The sequence below is a fragment of the Noviherbaspirillum sp. genome (assembly GCF_036846085.1).
In the GTDB taxonomy this organism is placed as follows: Bacteria; Pseudomonadota; Gammaproteobacteria; order Burkholderiales; family Burkholderiaceae_D; genus Noviherbaspirillum.
The window spans coordinates 22,692-37,725 of record NZ_DAIUCO010000016.1; the positions used below are offsets into that span (position 1 = coordinate 22,692).

General features: G+C 59.1%; 13 protein-coding genes. 10 read left to right on the forward strand and 3 right to left on the reverse strand.

Translation table 11 applies throughout. The features are described 5' to 3' along the window. The first annotated feature begins 58 nt into the window (after positions 1–58). From V7080_RS03385 to V7080_RS03395, 3 genes are all read left to right on the forward strand, one after another. A complete protein-coding gene (locus V7080_RS03385) occupies positions 59–1,735 on the forward strand; it encodes a peptide chain release factor 3 (RefSeq protein ID WP_334186989.1) in 1,677 nt (558 codons plus the stop codon). A 279-nt stretch (positions 1,736–2,014) separates the two neighbouring features. Continuing rightward, positions 2,015–2,581 (forward strand): hypothetical protein, encoded by a 567-nt coding sequence (locus V7080_RS03390; protein WP_334186990.1) that lies wholly within the window; start codon positions 2,015–2,017, stop codon positions 2,579–2,581. A gap of 125 nt (positions 2,582–2,706) precedes the next feature. Beyond that, the gene (locus V7080_RS03395) at positions 2,707–4,065 is read left to right on the forward strand and encodes a TAXI family TRAP transporter solute-binding subunit (RefSeq protein ID WP_442947172.1); all 1,359 of its coding nucleotides are present in this window, start codon (positions 2,707–2,709) and stop codon (positions 4,063–4,065) included. An 8-nt stretch (positions 4,066–4,073) separates the two neighbouring features. Here the strand turns inward: V7080_RS03395 and V7080_RS03400 are convergent, their stop codons facing one another. After that, complete coding sequence (locus tag V7080_RS03400) at positions 4,074–4,535, reverse strand: rhodanese-like domain-containing protein (protein WP_334186991.1); 462 nt, start codon at positions 4,533–4,535, stop codon at positions 4,074–4,076. 391 nt (positions 4,536–4,926) lie between these two features. Between V7080_RS03400 and glnA the strand changes: the two genes are divergently transcribed. The 5 genes from glnA (at position 4,927) to cls (ending at position 11,284) form a co-directional block, all read left to right on the forward strand. Then, a complete protein-coding gene (gene glnA / locus V7080_RS03405) occupies positions 4,927–6,342 on the forward strand; it encodes a type I glutamate--ammonia ligase (protein ID WP_334186992.1) in 1,416 nt (471 codons plus the stop codon). Positions 6,343–6,540: 198 nt separating this feature from the next. Further along, positions 6,541–7,041 (forward strand): DUF4124 domain-containing protein, encoded by a 501-nt coding sequence (locus V7080_RS03410; RefSeq protein WP_334186993.1) that lies wholly within the window; start codon positions 6,541–6,543, stop codon positions 7,039–7,041. Positions 7,042–7,101: 60 nt separating this feature from the next. After that, a complete protein-coding gene (gene glnL, locus V7080_RS03415; RefSeq protein WP_334186994.1) occupies positions 7,102–8,175 on the forward strand; it encodes a nitrogen regulation protein NR(II) in 1,074 nt (357 codons plus the stop codon). A gap of 39 nt (positions 8,176–8,214) precedes the next feature. After that, the gene (gene ntrC, locus V7080_RS03420) at positions 8,215–9,756 is read left to right on the forward strand and encodes a nitrogen regulation protein NR(I) (RefSeq protein WP_334186995.1); all 1,542 of its coding nucleotides are present in this window, start codon (positions 8,215–8,217) and stop codon (positions 9,754–9,756) included. Positions 9,757–10,015: 259 nt separating this feature from the next. Continuing rightward, positions 10,016–11,284 carry a cardiolipin synthase gene (cls, locus tag V7080_RS03425; RefSeq protein WP_334186996.1) on the forward strand — a complete coding sequence of 423 codons (1,269 nt, stop codon included), beginning with the start codon at positions 10,016–10,018 and terminating at the stop codon, positions 11,282–11,284. Between the two features lie 32 nt (positions 11,285–11,316). Here the strand turns inward: cls and V7080_RS03430 are convergent, their stop codons facing one another. Beyond that, positions 11,317–11,508: a DUF1289 domain-containing protein gene (locus tag V7080_RS03430; RefSeq protein ID WP_334186997.1), complete on the reverse strand. Its 192-nt coding sequence runs from the start codon at positions 11,506–11,508 to the stop codon at positions 11,317–11,319. 36 nt (positions 11,509–11,544) lie between these two features. Here V7080_RS03430 and V7080_RS03435 point away from each other — a divergent pair, with 36 nt between their 5' ends. After that, the gene (locus V7080_RS03435; protein ID WP_334186998.1) at positions 11,545–12,186 is read left to right on the forward strand and encodes a glutathione S-transferase family protein; all 642 of its coding nucleotides are present in this window, start codon (positions 11,545–11,547) and stop codon (positions 12,184–12,186) included. Positions 12,187–12,545: 359 nt separating this feature from the next. On the opposite strand, the gene prpR is transcribed toward V7080_RS03435, so the two are convergent. Then, positions 12,546–14,135, reverse strand: a complete 1,590-nt coding sequence (prpR, locus tag V7080_RS03440; protein WP_334186999.1) for a propionate catabolism operon regulatory protein PrpR — start codon at positions 14,133–14,135, stop codon at positions 12,546–12,548. Positions 14,136–14,374: 239 nt separating this feature from the next. On the opposite strand from prpR, the gene prpB reads away from it, so the two are divergent. Next, positions 14,375–15,034, forward strand: a 660-nt coding sequence (gene prpB / locus V7080_RS03445; protein WP_334187000.1) for a methylisocitrate lyase, incomplete at its 3' end; no start/stop codon positions are given.

The window sequence follows — 15,034 nt, forward strand, 5'->3', positions numbered from 1 at the left end:
AGCGACATCCGACGTCGAACTGAATCGCCGAATCACATTTATTTCTTGCAGTTGCATCATGGCTCCCGCTGACGAACTCTCATTGACCGATACCTCCGCAACCGGCGGCGCGATATCCGAACCGCGCAAGGCGCCGACAGAACTGATCGCACGCGAAGTTGCGCGCCGCCGGACTTTCGGCATCATTTCCCACCCGGATGCCGGTAAAACCACCTTGACCGAGAAGTTGCTGCTGTTTTCAGGCGCGATCCAGCTGGCCGGCACGGTGAAGGCGCGCAAGAGCGGTCGCCATGCGACGTCCGACTGGATGGAAATCGAAAAGCAGCGCGGCATCTCCGTGGCGAGCTCGGTCATGCAGTTCGAGTACCGCGACCATGTCGTCAACCTTCTCGACACGCCGGGACACCAGGACTTTTCCGAAGACACGTATCGCGTGCTGACCGCCGTCGATTCGGCGCTGATGGTGATTGATGCCGCGAAGGGTGTCGAGGAGCAGACCATCAAGCTGCTGAACGTCTGCCGGATGCGTGCGACGCCGATCCTGACGTTCATGAACAAGATGGACCGCGAAACCCGTGATCCGCTTGAACTGCTCGATGAGGTCGAATCGGTGCTGAAGATCCAGTGCGCCCCGGTCACCTGGCCGATCGGCATGGGCAAGAATTTCCGCGGTGTCTATCATCTCCTGCGTGACGAAATCCTGCTGTTCAAGGCCGGTGAAGAGCGTGCCGACCAGGAGTTCGAAGTCATCAAGGGCATCGATAACCCACGCCTGACGGCGATGTTCCCGCTTGAAATCGAGCAACTGAAGATGGAAGTCGAACTGGTGCATGGCGCCTCGCATCCTTTCGACCTGGAGGCTTTTCTTGCCGGTACGCAGACGCCGGTGTTCTTCGGTTCCGCGATCAACAATTTCGGCGTGCGCGAAATCCTCAATGCGTTGCTCGACTGGGCGCCGGCCCCGCGTCATCGCGATGCCACGGTCAGGTCGGTAGAGCCGACCGAAGCGCCGTTCTCGGGTTTCGTGTTCAAGATCCAGGCCAATATGGACCCGGCGCACCGGGATCGCATCGCGTTCCTGCGCGTTTGTTCGGGTCGGTTCGAGCGCGGCATGAAGATCAAGCATCTGCGCCTGAATCGGGAAATCAAGGTGTCGAGCGTCGTCACCTTCATGGCATCCAGCCGCGAACAGGTCGAGGAGGCGTATGCCGGCGACATCATCGGATTGCCGAACCACGGCAACATGCAGATCGGCGACAGCTTCTCCGAAGGCGAACTGCTGCAGTTCACCGGCATTCCCTACTTCGCGCCTGATTTCTTCCGCTCCGTACGGATTCGCAATCCGCTGAAGATCAAGCAGTTGCACAAAGGCTTGCAACAGCTGGGAGAGGAAGGCGCGGTGCAGGTATTCAAGCCGGTCCACAGCGGCGACCTGGTGCTTGGCGCCGTCGGCGTGCTGCAGTTTGAAGTCGTCGCCAGCCGATTAATGAATGAGTATGGCGTCGATGCAGTATTCGAGGGGACCAGCATCAGCAGTGCCCGCTGGATTTCCTGCGATGACAAGAAAACGCTTGCCGATTTTGAAAAATCCTCAGCGGGCAGCAATATTGCCTATGATGCCGCCGGCAATATGGCGTATCTCGCGACCTCCGGCGTGAATTTGAAGCTTACCCAGGAACGGTGGCCGAAACTGGTGTTCCATGCGACACGGGAGCATGCGGCGAAGCTGGATTGATGTTGCGAAAAAAAGGACCCGTCCAGGGTCCTTTCAATATGATCAACGCTTTCTGTCGTCGCGTGTTTCGATAGTGATGCATCATCGCAGCGCGGCATCGACAAACGGTGTTCTGGCCATTGGCATTTGATGTAGATCAAACGCCAACAGGTGCCGCACCCTATACTCACGCAACAGTTTTTATCCCGGCTTTTCTTCCTTCGGCTCCGCCGTTCCCACAGAGGTTTTTGGCGTGGACCAACCTGGCGTATCCGCATTTCACGCATTCAAGGAGTAACGATGTTGACAGCAACTTATTCCCTGATCGCCATTTCAAATGAACAAAGCGCCATCCAGCGCATTCTCCGCAAAGTCCAGCAAAGCCTCCAGTCTCTTCGCAAGAATTTGCAGCAGATCGACCTGCCCGCATTGAACGCAATCTTCGAGCAAGTGACGCATTTCGATATGCTGTGCCATGCGCGCAAGGTGGAGCGATACCTCGTTCCGGCAATCAAGGCGGTAACGCATGCCGCCGACGACCTGCTTGCCGAACTGGACCTGTTGAGCAGTTCCGCATCAATGCTGTTGCGCTCCGCCGGCGATGCGGTCGGACGCCGGGTCGCCGATCGCGAACAACTGATGGAAACACACAGCTCCCTTGAACAGTATTGCCACAAAATGAGCATAAGGCTGGCCAGGGAGGAAAGCGAGCTGTTCCCGCTTGCGCAACGTGTACTTTCGGTCGAAGAGTGGTTTGCGGTTGCCGAAAATTTCCTTTCCGACGATGAGCGGACATTGACGCGACGCCGTCGAGCGCCGCATTACGTGGTGACGCAAGCTTCGCCCAACCGCTTCGGCATACGCTGAGCCCTGCCTGCATCCAGATGCACTTGTCTTGATACTGACGATCTTGCAACGCGAACGATGCATGCAGCGAAGGGGTCGGCGCAAGCCCCTTGCATAGTGTCTTGTTTCTTGGCATGGTGTGGCCCATGAAAAACCTCAGGCCACGCATGCCCAAGATCCTCAAGTTCACCCGATTTTCCCTGCCGGACTTTATCGTGGCGGCTGCCCCAACGGCGTTCGCGATTGTTGCGTTATGCCTGCTTGCCTATTGGCTGGTCGATCCGTCTCCTCCTTCGCGCGTGACCATGTCAACCGGGCAGGAGAACGGCGCCTATGAGGCATTCGGCAAGCGATATGCTGACGCATTGTCAAAGTTCGGCATTACGGTATCACTGCAGCCATCGTTGGGTTCCCATGAAAACCTGCAGCGCCTGAAAGACCCGGACTCCAACATTGACATTGCGTTCGTGCAGAGCGGTTCGACCGAGCATGCGGAGGCCGAACGCACCGGCCTGGTGTCGCTGGGCAGCCTGTTCACCGAACCGATCTGGCTGTTTTATCGCGGGAAAAAAGACCTGGCGGAACTGAAGCAATTCAAAGGCTTGAAAATCAATGTGGGGCCGGAAGGCACCGGCGTGCCGGGTTTGTTCAAAAACCTGCTGGCGGTGAATGGCCTCGAGCCGAAAGACCTGACGCTTGGTGCGCTTGAGAACACCCCGGCGACGGTCGAACTCCTGGAAGGACGGATCGACGCCCTGGTATTCAGCTCTGCGCCCGATGCGGTGCTGATCCAGATGCTGTTGCAGACGCCAGGAATCCGGTTGTTCGACTTTGCACAGGCGGAAGCCTACACCCGCCGCTTTCCGTTTCTTTCGCACGTCGTGCTGCCGCGCGGGATCGTCGATCTCGGCCGCGACATGCCGCCACGCGACTATCGGCTGATCGCGCCGACGGCGACGCTGGTGGCCCGGGAAGATCTGCATCCGTCGCTGATCGATCTCTTCGTGCAGTCTGCGTCGCGAATCCATGGCGGCGGGAGCTGGTTCAGTCGCAAGAACGAATTTCCGAACGCCGATTACACCGAGATACCGGTATCGCCGGTTGCGCAGAAATTCTACAAGGACGGTCCGCCGTTCCTGCAGCGTTACCTGCCATTCTGGCTTGCCAATTTCTTCGACCGCATGTGGGTGCTGGTCGTGGCCTTCGGCGCGCTGATCCTGCCGCTGTCGCGCATCGTGCCTCCGCTTTACGTCTGGAAGGTGCGTTCAAGGGTGTACCGGTGGTACGGCCAGCTGCGGGCGGTCGAGCAGTCCATTGAGGACGTGCCTGCCGGGAAGAAGTCACAGGTCTATCCGGAACAGCTTGCGCGGCTGAACGACATCGAAGAGCGCGTGAACCGTATCTCGATCCCGCTATCGTTCGCCGAAGAACTGTATGGGCTGCGCAGCCATATCAACTTTGTTCGCAAGCGGATCCTGTGGCTGATGAAATCGGAAGCGGCCTGATCCGGTTTTCAGGCGCCCGTCCACGGTAATCCGGCCTTGCACCATCCGCCGACGGTTTTCCGGTGACCTTCACTATCCTTGTCGCCCTCGAATCCCTCCAGGATGTCGAAGCAGTGGGCGTAGCCATGTTCGGTGGCGAGCTTCGCGGCATGGCGGGAACGGACACCGGAACGGCACAGGAACAACAACACCTGGTCTTTGGTCGCCGCCTGCGCCAGTTGCGGCAGGAAGTCAGGATTAGGTTTGCCCCCCGGGTACAGGTTCCACTGGACCGCGACATGCTGGGTTTCCGGCACCGCCACGCGACCGACCCAGTCACGCTCGGCGTCCGTACGGACATCGACGATCATCACGTCAGGCTGCTGCTGTAGTAGCAGATAAGCTTCCTTGGGTGTAACAGCGCCTGCATATGGGGTTTGGCCGGCTTGTCCGCGTTGGCGGGCAACAGCAAGAATGTCGGAAGGTGTCATCGTGAATGTAATCAGGAAATGTTCTAAAAACCAGATTGCACACAAATGGTGCAAAAAATAGGTTTGCAAGGAGTGGGCGCACTAAGTAAGTGCATAACTTGTTATTTGCACCTAAATGGTGAGATTCGAGCGAATGCCGAAATTGCTCAAAAGATTTTAATTGCACACTATTGTCGCTATCTTGGCTGCATTATGGCGGTGCACCCGATTTGTCCAAACGCAAGGCAATGGCATGGAATCTGCTATCATCTGCCGCTGAGTTCTGACCGCAACCTCGCCGGTGCCGCGAACTGTACAACATACTACGTGCCCGGCGCGCTCACAACCGATTCGCAATATCAGGCATCACATCAACGTACTACATCACTTTGCAAATTTTTAGGAGATTCGCATGGCAAAGACGGCCGCAGAGGTCTTGAAGATGGCGAAAGAAAACGAAGTCAAATTCGTTGATTTTCGCTTTGCTGACACCCGGGGCAAGGAGCAGCACGTAACCGTTCCTGTTTCTCAGTTCGGCATGGACAAGTTCGATTCCGGCCATGCTTTCGACGGCTCGTCGATCGCCGGCTGGAAGGGTATCGAAGCATCCGACATGCTGCTGATGCCTGACCCGAGCACGGCCAACATCGATCCCTTCATGGAAGAGACCACGATGTTCATGCAGTGCGACGTCATCGAACCTTCCGACGGCAAGGGCTATGACCGCGACCCGCGCTCCATCGCCAAGCGCGCTGAAGCCTACCTGAAGTCCTCCGGCCTGGGCGACACCGCCTACTTCGGCCCGGAACCTGAATTCTTCATCTTCGACAGCGTGCGCTGGAAGATCGACATGTCCGGCTGCTTCGTGAAGATCGATTCCGAAGAAGCGTCCTGGACCACCGGCGAAAAGCTGGAAGGCGGCAACACCGGCCACCGTCCGACGGTCAAGGGCGGCTACTTCCCGGTTCCTCCGGTCGACAGCTTCCAGGACATGCGTTCGGAAATGTCCCTGATCCTCGAAGCCATGGGTATCCCGGTCGAAGTGCATCACCACGAAGTCGCGGGCGCCGGCCAGAATGAGCTGGGCACCAAGTTCTCGACCCTGGTCGAGCGCGCCGACTGGACGCAGAACATGAAGTACGTGATCTGGAATGTCGCGCACACCTACGGCAAAACCGCGACTTTCATGCCGAAGCCAATCGTCGGCGACAACGGTTCCGGCATGCACGTGCACCAGTCGGTCTGGAAAGACGGCCAGAACCTGTTCGCAGGCGACGGCTACGCCGGCCTGTCCGAATTCGCGCTGTTCTACATCGGCGGCATCATCAAGCACGCGCGCGCGCTGAATGCGATCACCAACCCGGGCACCAACTCGTACAAGCGTCTGGTTCCGGGCTTCGAAGCGCCGGTCAAACTGGCTTATTCGGCACGTAACCGCTCCGCATCGATCCGTATTCCGCACGTTGCCAATCCGAAGGGCCGCCGTGTCGAAGCACGCTTCCCGGATCCGCTGATGAATCCGTACCTCGGTTTCGCAGCGCTGCTGATGGCCGGCCTGGACGGTGTCCAGAACAAGATCCATCCAGGCGAAGCAGCGTCGAAAGACCTGTACCACCTGCCGCCGGAAGAAGATGCGAAGATCCCGACCGTTTGCTCGTCGCTCGACCAGGCGCTGGAGTACCTCGACAAGGATCGCGAATTCCTGACACGCGGCGGTGTGTTCAGCGACACCATGATCGACGCCTATATCGAACTGAAGATGCAGGAAGTGCAACGCTTCCGCATGACAACGCATCCTATTGAATTCGATATGTATTACTCGCTGTAATCCAAAAACGGATCTGGCGTGATTTAGAAGCGGGAAGGCGAAGAGCCTTCCCGCTTTTTCGTTGGAAAGACATAGCCTGTCGGCATAAGGCCTCAAAAAACTGTTGCCTTGGAAGACATTCCTGTGTTCATTGTTTGTATTGCCCGGCCAGTTGTCCTAAACTGATAGGCGTCAAACCAGTTTCCTTGAAGAAAGATTATGAAATCACAACTCTTTGCGATGTTTGCGCTCGCGGCGGCAATGGGCAGCGCGCACGCCCAAACGGATGTGTTCCTGTGCGTCGACGGCACCGGAAAGAAGGAGTACAAGAATACTGGCGAAACCAAAGGCTGCAAGAGGATCGACCTTCCCAGCCTGACAATGGTCCCGGCGCCGCCCCCGTCCAAGAAGGCCGTCGTGCAGACCGCTGCCGTCAAGACCACATCGGCGTCGACGCCTTCCGATTTTCCGAAAGTGGACTCCGATACCCAAAAGGCGCGCGACAGCGACCGCAAGCAGATCCTGATGGATGAAGTGCGGACAGAGGAACAGAAGCTTGCAAACCTGAAAAAGGAATTCAACAACGGCGAGCCAGAGCGTCGTGGCGACGAACGCAACTACGCAAAATACCAGGAGCGCGTCGGCATGATGAAAGACGATATCGGACGTACCGAAAAAAATATCGAGGCGCTGAAACGGGAGCTGGCCAACATCAAGTAAAGTGGTACAACGCTTGCTTAAACAAGGCCGCGTCATGCGGCCTTTACTTTTTCCGAACCCGTGAAAACAACTCTCCCTTCGCTCGACGGCCTCGACCTGCTTTCATCGGCCGTCATCATTCTCGATGCAGCCAGCCGCGTCACCTATGCCAACGCCGCCGCCGAACATCTGCTCGAAACATCTTTTAAAGCGCTTGTCAGGCGCAAGCTCGATGAGTTGTTCCTGAACGGCGAGAACCTGGCGGAAGTGTTCAATGAAGCGGTGCGCCATGAATTCGCCGACAAGCGTCTTGACCTCACGCTCGAACGTGCCGGCCGCGAGCCCCTGCAGGTGCATGTCGTGGTCACGGCACTCGACAGCAGGGAAACGCCGGTACTCATCGAGCTGCGCGAAAACGTGCAGCAGCTCAAGCTGGATCGCGAAGAACGCCTTCTCGACCAGAGCCAGGCAAACAAGGAACTGATCCGTAATCTCGCGCATGAAATCAAGAATCCGCTCGGCGGCATACGCGGGGCGGCGCAGTTGCTGGAACTGGAGCTGCCGGAGCGTCATCTGAAGGAGCTGCGCGAATACACACAAGTCATCATCAAGGAAGCGGATCGCCTGCAAACCCTGGTGGATCGCCTGCTTGCGCCGCACCGTCGGCCGCATATCGTCGGCGACGTCAACATTCACGAGGTATGCGAACGGGTGCGCAGCCTGATGGTTGCCGAATTCCCCAATGGTCTGACGATCAAGCGCGATTACGATTTGTCGGTGCCGGAATTCCGGGGCGACAAGGAACAGCTGATCCAGGCAGTGCTCAACATTGCGCACAATGCCGCGCAGGCGCTGTCCGAACGCATCGAGCATGGCGACGCAATGCTCACGCTGCGCACGCGTATTGCAAGACAGGTGACGCTCGCAAAAGTGCGTTACAGGCTGGCATTAGACTTGCATATCATCGATAACGGACCGGGCATCCCGGCCGAGATTCAAGACCGCATTTTCTATCCGCTCGTATCGGGGCGCGACGGCGGAAGCGGACTCGGGCTGACGCTTGCGCAAACCTTCGTGCAACAGCACATGGGTGTGATCGAATGCGAGAGCCGTCCGGGATGCACCGACTTCAGGATATTGATTCCGCTGCCTTGAACAACGAGGCGGTAACCATCGGAGCGAACGAGTACATACATGAAACCAATCTGGATTGTTGACGACGATGAATCGATTCGCTGGGTACTCGAAAAAGCGCTGGCCCGCGAAAACCTCGCGACCAAGAGCTTCTCGAATGCACGCGATGCGATAGACGCGCTCCAAAATAGTACGCCGCAGGTGCTGGTCTCCGATATCCGCATGCCCGGTGAATCGGGCCTCGAACTGCTGCAGGCGGTAAAGGCGAAACATCCGGGCCTGCCGGTCATCATCATCACCGCGTTTTCCGATCTCGACTCCGCCGTGGCGGCCTTCCAGGGCGGCGCATTCGAATATCTTGCCAAGCCCTTCGACGTCGACAAGGCGGTGGAACTTATCCGCCGCGCGCTTGAGGAAAGCCTGCGCGAGGCGGACGTCGAGCAAGTATCCGCAGAAACGCCGGAGATACTGGGGCAGGCGCCTGCGATGCAGGACGTGTTCCGTGCGATCGGCCGCCTTTCCCAATCGAATGTGACCGTTCTCATCACCGGTGAATCCGGCAGCGGCAAGGAACTGGTTGCGCGCGCGCTGCACAAGCATAGTCCGCGTGCCACGCAGCCCTACATCGCATTGAATACCGCCGCGATACCGAAGGATTTGCTGGAATCCGAACTGTTCGGCCATGAGCGCGGCGCATTCACCGGCGCACAGGCCACGCGACGCGGCCGCTTCGAGCAGGCGGAAAACGGCACGCTGTTCCTCGACGAGATCGGCGACATGCCGTTCGATCTTCAGACCCGCCTGCTGCGGGTGCTGTCCGACGGCCATTTCTATCGGGTCGGCGGCCATCAACCGCTGAAAGCGAATGTGCGCGTCATCGCCGCCACCCACCAGAACCTGGAGCATCGCGTACGGGAAGGCTTGTTCCGTGAAGACTTGTACCACCGGCTGAATGTGATCCGGCTGCGGCTGCCGAGCCTGCGCGCACGGCGCGAAGATATTCCGCTGCTCACGCGCCACTTCCTGGCGCAGAGCGCCAAGCAGCTCGGCGTGGAAGCCAAGCGCATGTCCGATGCGGCGATGCAGTTCCTCTCCAGCCTGGATTTGCCGGGCAATGTGCGGCAGCTTGAAAACCTGTGCAACTGGATCACCGTCATGGCGCCCGGTCAGACAGTGGAAGTGAAGGACCTGCCGCAGGATCTGACGCATGGCAAGGAAAGCATGACCTCGATGTCCGCATCGGCGGGCGCTGCGCAGACGACATCGTTTTCGGCCATGCCGGAATCGCCGTCGATGGCAGGGCCGGCAAGCGGCATGCTGCCGGCGTCACCGGTTCCGGCTTCGGGCATGAACGGCAGCGGCGAGCACAAGCCGAGCTGGATCAGCCTTCTCGAATCGGAGGCGGCACAGCTGCTGTCGGCCGGCCAGCCGGAAGTGATGGACGCACTCGGACGCCAGTTCGAATCCGCCCTGATCAAGACGGCGCTCAAGCACACCCATGGCCGCAAGAACGATGCAGCCGTCCGCCTCGGTATCGGTCGCAACACGATCACCCGGAAAATCCATGAACTCGGCATTGATGGCGCCAGCGACGATGCATGAAGGTGATGCCGGCCTTCTCCTGTCGTTAATCACCTTGGTCACCTAAACCGAGCCCCGCCCCTGATCACCGCCCGTCCGGATGCATTCCGGACGGGCGGTTTTGCTTTCCGTCTCCTGCCGGACATAAAGTTTTACCCAACGCAATGTGGCCGTCGTTCAGGCGCATACGATCTGAAGAACGGATTTCATCGCCTGTGTACCGACAAACCACCAATGAGGTCAAGACTTGCATGAACGCTCGTCCCGCTTGAAACATCCTGTGAACTATCTGCACATCGGTATCGCGATTGCCTTGACGCTTCTCCTGACATTGCTTGCGGCGAACCTCACGGAAGGCGAAAAGCATATCGAAAGCGAGGTAACCAGCCTTTACACCGTGCGCGATCCGCAATATCTGCGCTCGATGGGGGTGCTGCTCGGGCCGACGATCATCGAGGGAAACCATGTTGAGCATCTCGAGAATGGGGACCGGATATTTCCGGCCATGCTCGACGCCATTCGCTCCGCCCGAAAAACGATCACGTTCGAGACCTACATCTACTGGTCGGGCAAGATCGGCCAGACATTTGCCGACGCCTTGCAGGAGCGGGCGAGAGCGGGTGTGAAGGTGCATGTGCTGCTTGACTGGGTCGGCAGCGCGAAAGTCGACCAGGCATTGATCGATTCGCTGAAGAGCGCCGGCGTCGAAGTCGAGCGGTACCACAAGCCGTCATGGACGCACCTGACCCGCATGAACAATCGCACGCATCGCAAACTTCTGGTTATCGACGGGCAGGTGGGGTTCACCGGCGGCGTGGGCATCGCGGATCAGTGGACCGGCAATGCGCAGGACAGCGCGCACTGGCGCGACTCGCATTTCCGGATCGAAGGTCCCGCCGCCCTCCAGCTTCAGGCGGTGTTCATGGACAACTGGATGAAGGCGACCGGCAGGGTGGTGCACTCCGCCGATTATTTCCCGAGAACCCCTGATGGCGGCAAGATGCCGGCACAGATGTTCAGCAGCTCCCCGACCGGCGGCAGCGAGAGCATGCACCTCATGTATCTGTTGTCGATCGCCTCGGCAGGGCAAAGCATATTGCTGTCGAATTCCTATTTTGTGCCGGACGAGTTGGCGATCAGGGCGCTGACGGCTGCGGCAAGGCGCGGCGTCAAAGTGAAGGTCATCCTGCCCGGCGAGCATATCGATACGGCGGTGGTGCGGCGCGCATCCCGTGCGCGCTGGGGCGAATTGCTGGAAGCCGGCGTCGAGATCCACGAATACCAGCACACCATGTTTCACTGCAAGATCATGATCGTCGACGGATTCCTCGTATCGACCGGATCTACGAATTTCGACAACCGCTCCTTCCGCCTGAACGATGAGGCAAACCTGAATATCTACGACAATGGCTTCGCGGAAGAGATGACGCGCGTTTTCGAAAATGATCTGGCCCGCAGCAAACGTATTACCCTGGAGATGTGGCGGGCTCGGCCATGGACGGAAAAACTTCTCGAACGGTCCATGTCGCTGATCGGGCATCAGCTTTAGCAGGAAATCGGGACGCCGGACAGCGGGTCAGGTCAGGTATTGCGCCGCGGATAACCTTCGGCAGTGATCCGGACCCATACTTTTTCCTTTTCCTCGTCGGTCATGAACACCCAGTTGGCGACCTCGTCGACGGTGCGTCCGCACCCGCGGCAAACGTCATCGAAGGTGGTGGAGCAGACGGCGACGCAGGGTGTGTCGGGGCGGGATGCTTCGGATTTTTGCATAATGGGGCCTTAAAACGACCATGATAGGGGAAAACGATGTATCGGCTCTACTACAATCCTGGCAGTGCGAACCTCGCGCCACACATGTTGCTGAAAGAACTAGGCGTTCCCCATGAACTGGTGCTCGTCGATCAGCCCGGCGGCGGGCATCTGCGGCCTGAATATCTGAAGCTGAACCCGAATGGCCGCATACCGACACTTATCGATGGCGACCTGGTGTTGTACGAAACAGCCGCCATCTGCCTCCACCTGGTCGACCGCCATCCCGGGGCGGGCTTCGCACCGGCGGTCGGCACTAATGAACGGGCGGAATTCTATAAATGGCTGTTCTACCTGGCCAACACTTTGCACGCCGAACTGATCACCTATTTCTATCCGCACCGGCTCACCGACGATGCTGCGGCGACTGCGCAGGTAAAGACGCATGCGGAAGCGCGGGTGGGCGCGATGCTTGATTTGATCGAAGAGCATCTGGCGAAGCGGGGCGGCGGCTATCTGCTTGGCGAACGCTTCAGCGCGGCTGATCCGTACCTGTTTATGTTGTCGCGCTGGACCCGCATGATGGACAACCCGGCGCGCAACCGGCCGCGTTTGTCGCGGTTCCAGCAGACGATGCTGGCGCGGCCTGCGGTGAAGGCGGCGTTCGATGCGGAGGGGTTGGGGGAGCCGTTTGTCTGAGCGGGGTGTTGTTCTTGGTTTGGTCGCTGTTTTGGCGGCAATTGCTGATCTTGGTTTAGTCGCTGTTTTGGCGGCGATTGCTGATACAGGCTGACTTGTCGTTGCCATCCAGCGGGTTCCCTCCCCCTTCTAGGGGGAGGGCTAGGGTGGGGGTGGTGAGGTCGAGCAAACGCATGTGCGAGTTCGACCTCACTACCCTACGCGGGCCGCCCCATCCCAACCAAGAGGATTGCGCTTACACGCAATCCGTTCCGCAGGCAAACGGCATGCCGTTCGAAACCCCTGCTACACCCCCCTGAAAGGGGGAAGGAGCATTGCGGTTGTGAGTCATGTATAGGTTGACCTTCCAACCGCCACATTCACCCCTTCAACTTCCTCCACAACGTCGTGCGGCTGATTCCGAGATGTTTCGCAGCCGCTTCCCGGTTTCCGTTGAATCGCGCAAGCACCTCTTCAATATCCTGCGGCGCTTCTACCGCCCTCGGCTGTGCCGCAACCTTAAGCTTCCCACCAAGTTCCGGCGCAATCCGCTCAATGAATGCCGGTGTCAGCGCCTGCAAGGGCTCCGCTGCCAGAAACAGTGCCGCCCGTTCCATCAGGTTCCGCAACTCCCGTACATTTCCCGGCCATGCGTACGAAGCCAGTAGCGGGGCGCACGCAAGGATTTCCGCATGCAAATTGGCGTGCGGCCGCGCACCGAGCGCCGCCAGCGCATTCTTCAGGCTCCACTCGGCCAAGGTTGCAAGATCCTCGCTGCGCTCCCGCAGCGGAGGCAGCGTGACGCGCAGCACCGCAAGGCGGTAAAACAGGTCGCGGCGGAAGCGGCCGTCGCGTACCCGTTCATCGAGATCGCAATGGGTGGCGCTAATGATGCGCGCATGCACCGGAATGGGGCGCGTGCCGCCGACGCGCACCACTTCGCGCTCTTCCAGCACCCGCAGCAAGCGGGTCTGCAAGGCCAAGGGCATTTCTCCGATCTCGTCGAGAAACAGGGTGCCGCGATGGGCCGCTTCAAACAGCCCGGCATGGCCGCCCCGGCGGGAGCCGGTAAACGCGCCTTCCTCGTAGCCGAACAATTCCGACTCCAGCAGCGATTCGGCTACCGCGCCGCAATTGATCGCCACGAAGGGTTGGCGCGCGCGGGCGCTTTCTCGGTGAATCGCCTGGGCCGCGAGTTCCTTGCCGGTGCCGGTCTCGCCCTGGATCAGCACGCTGGCCGGCGACTTGGCGAACAAGGTGATCGACTGCCGTACCGCTTCCATCGCCGGGGATTCGCCGCGCAGGTCGTTCAGCCCGTGCTTGGCGCGCAATGTATCGCCGGCCCGCGGCCGCCCCGAGCCGGTTTCCAGGCGGGTGAAGCGGGCGATCTCCAGCGCATCGTCGAAGGCCTGGCGTATCGATGCGGCGGAATAGACGAATACGCCTGCCAGTCCCGCTTCCTCCGCAAGATCGGTCACGAGACCAGCGCCGACCACCACCTTGATGCCGGCCGCCTTGAGTTCGTTGATCTGGGCACGTGCATCCTCTTCGGTGACGTAGGTCCGCTGCACTGTCTTGAGTCCGAAGGCGGCCTGGAACTCGACCAGTTCCGGCATGGTTTCCTGGTAGCTTACCAGGCCGATTTCCGGGCTGATCTTGCGGGCGCGGGCAAGCGCCTGCATGACGTCGAAACCGCTTGCCTTGGCAATCACCACCGGCAGCGACAGGCGGCTCTTCAGATATGCCGCGTTCGATCCGGCGGCGATGACCGCATCACAATGCTCCGTGGCAAGCCGCTCCCGGATGTTGCGCACCGCTTCCTCGAAGCCGAGATGGATAGGCTCGATCAGCGCCCGGTCATCGAATTCCAGCGTGATGTCGCGGAAAAGGTCCGACAAGCGGGAAATGGAGACTGTCCAGAAAATCGGCTTGTCGACAGGATCGGTATGGGGAAGGGAAGGACGACGCATGTTTCAAATGGCGTTTCATAGACGTTTCAGAAAATGAAATGTAACACAGCATGAAACGTCAATTGGTTCTACTTCACGTCCGTAATGCAGGGGCAATCGAAAGTGGTTGCATAAGTCTTTGAATCTAAAAAGATTATATTGCCGAGGCAAAGTCGTTAGAAACTGCTTCCGGAATGGCACGCCGATTGCAATAGGGAATCCGTCCGAAACACTGAAACACTCGCCTTCAAGGAAACACTATGCCCCTCCCATCCGCTGGCGCCGCATTCCGGCAAGCCGTCAAGGAAGAATCCCCACTGCAGGTTGTCGGCGCCATCAACGCCAATCATGCCTTGCTCGCCAAACGCGCCGGCTTCAAGGCGATTTATCTTTCCGGCGGCGGCGTGGCTGCCGGATCGCTGGGCCTGCCGGACCTGGGAATTTCCAACCTGGACGACGTGCTCACCGACGTACGCCGCATCACCGATGTCTGCGACCTGCCGCTGCTGGTGGATGTGGACACCGGGTTCGGTTCATCCGCCTTCAATGTCGCCCGCACCGTGAAATCCATGATCAAGTTCGGTGCCGCCGCAATGCACATCGAAGACCAGGTCGGCGCCAAGCGCTGCGGCCACCGGCCCAACAAGGAAATCGTCAGCAAGCAGGAAATGGTCGACCGCATCAAGGCGGCGGTCGATGCCCGCACCGATGAGGATTTCGTCATCATGGCGCGCACCGATGCGCTCGCGGTGGAAGGCATCGACGCCGCGCTGGACCGGGCGATCGCCTGCGTGGAGGCTGGCGCCGACATGGTGTTCCCGGAAGCGATCACGCAACTGGACATGTACAAGACTTTCGCCGACGCGGTGAAGGTGCCGGTGCTGGCCAACATCACCGAATTCGGCGCCACGCCGCTCTAC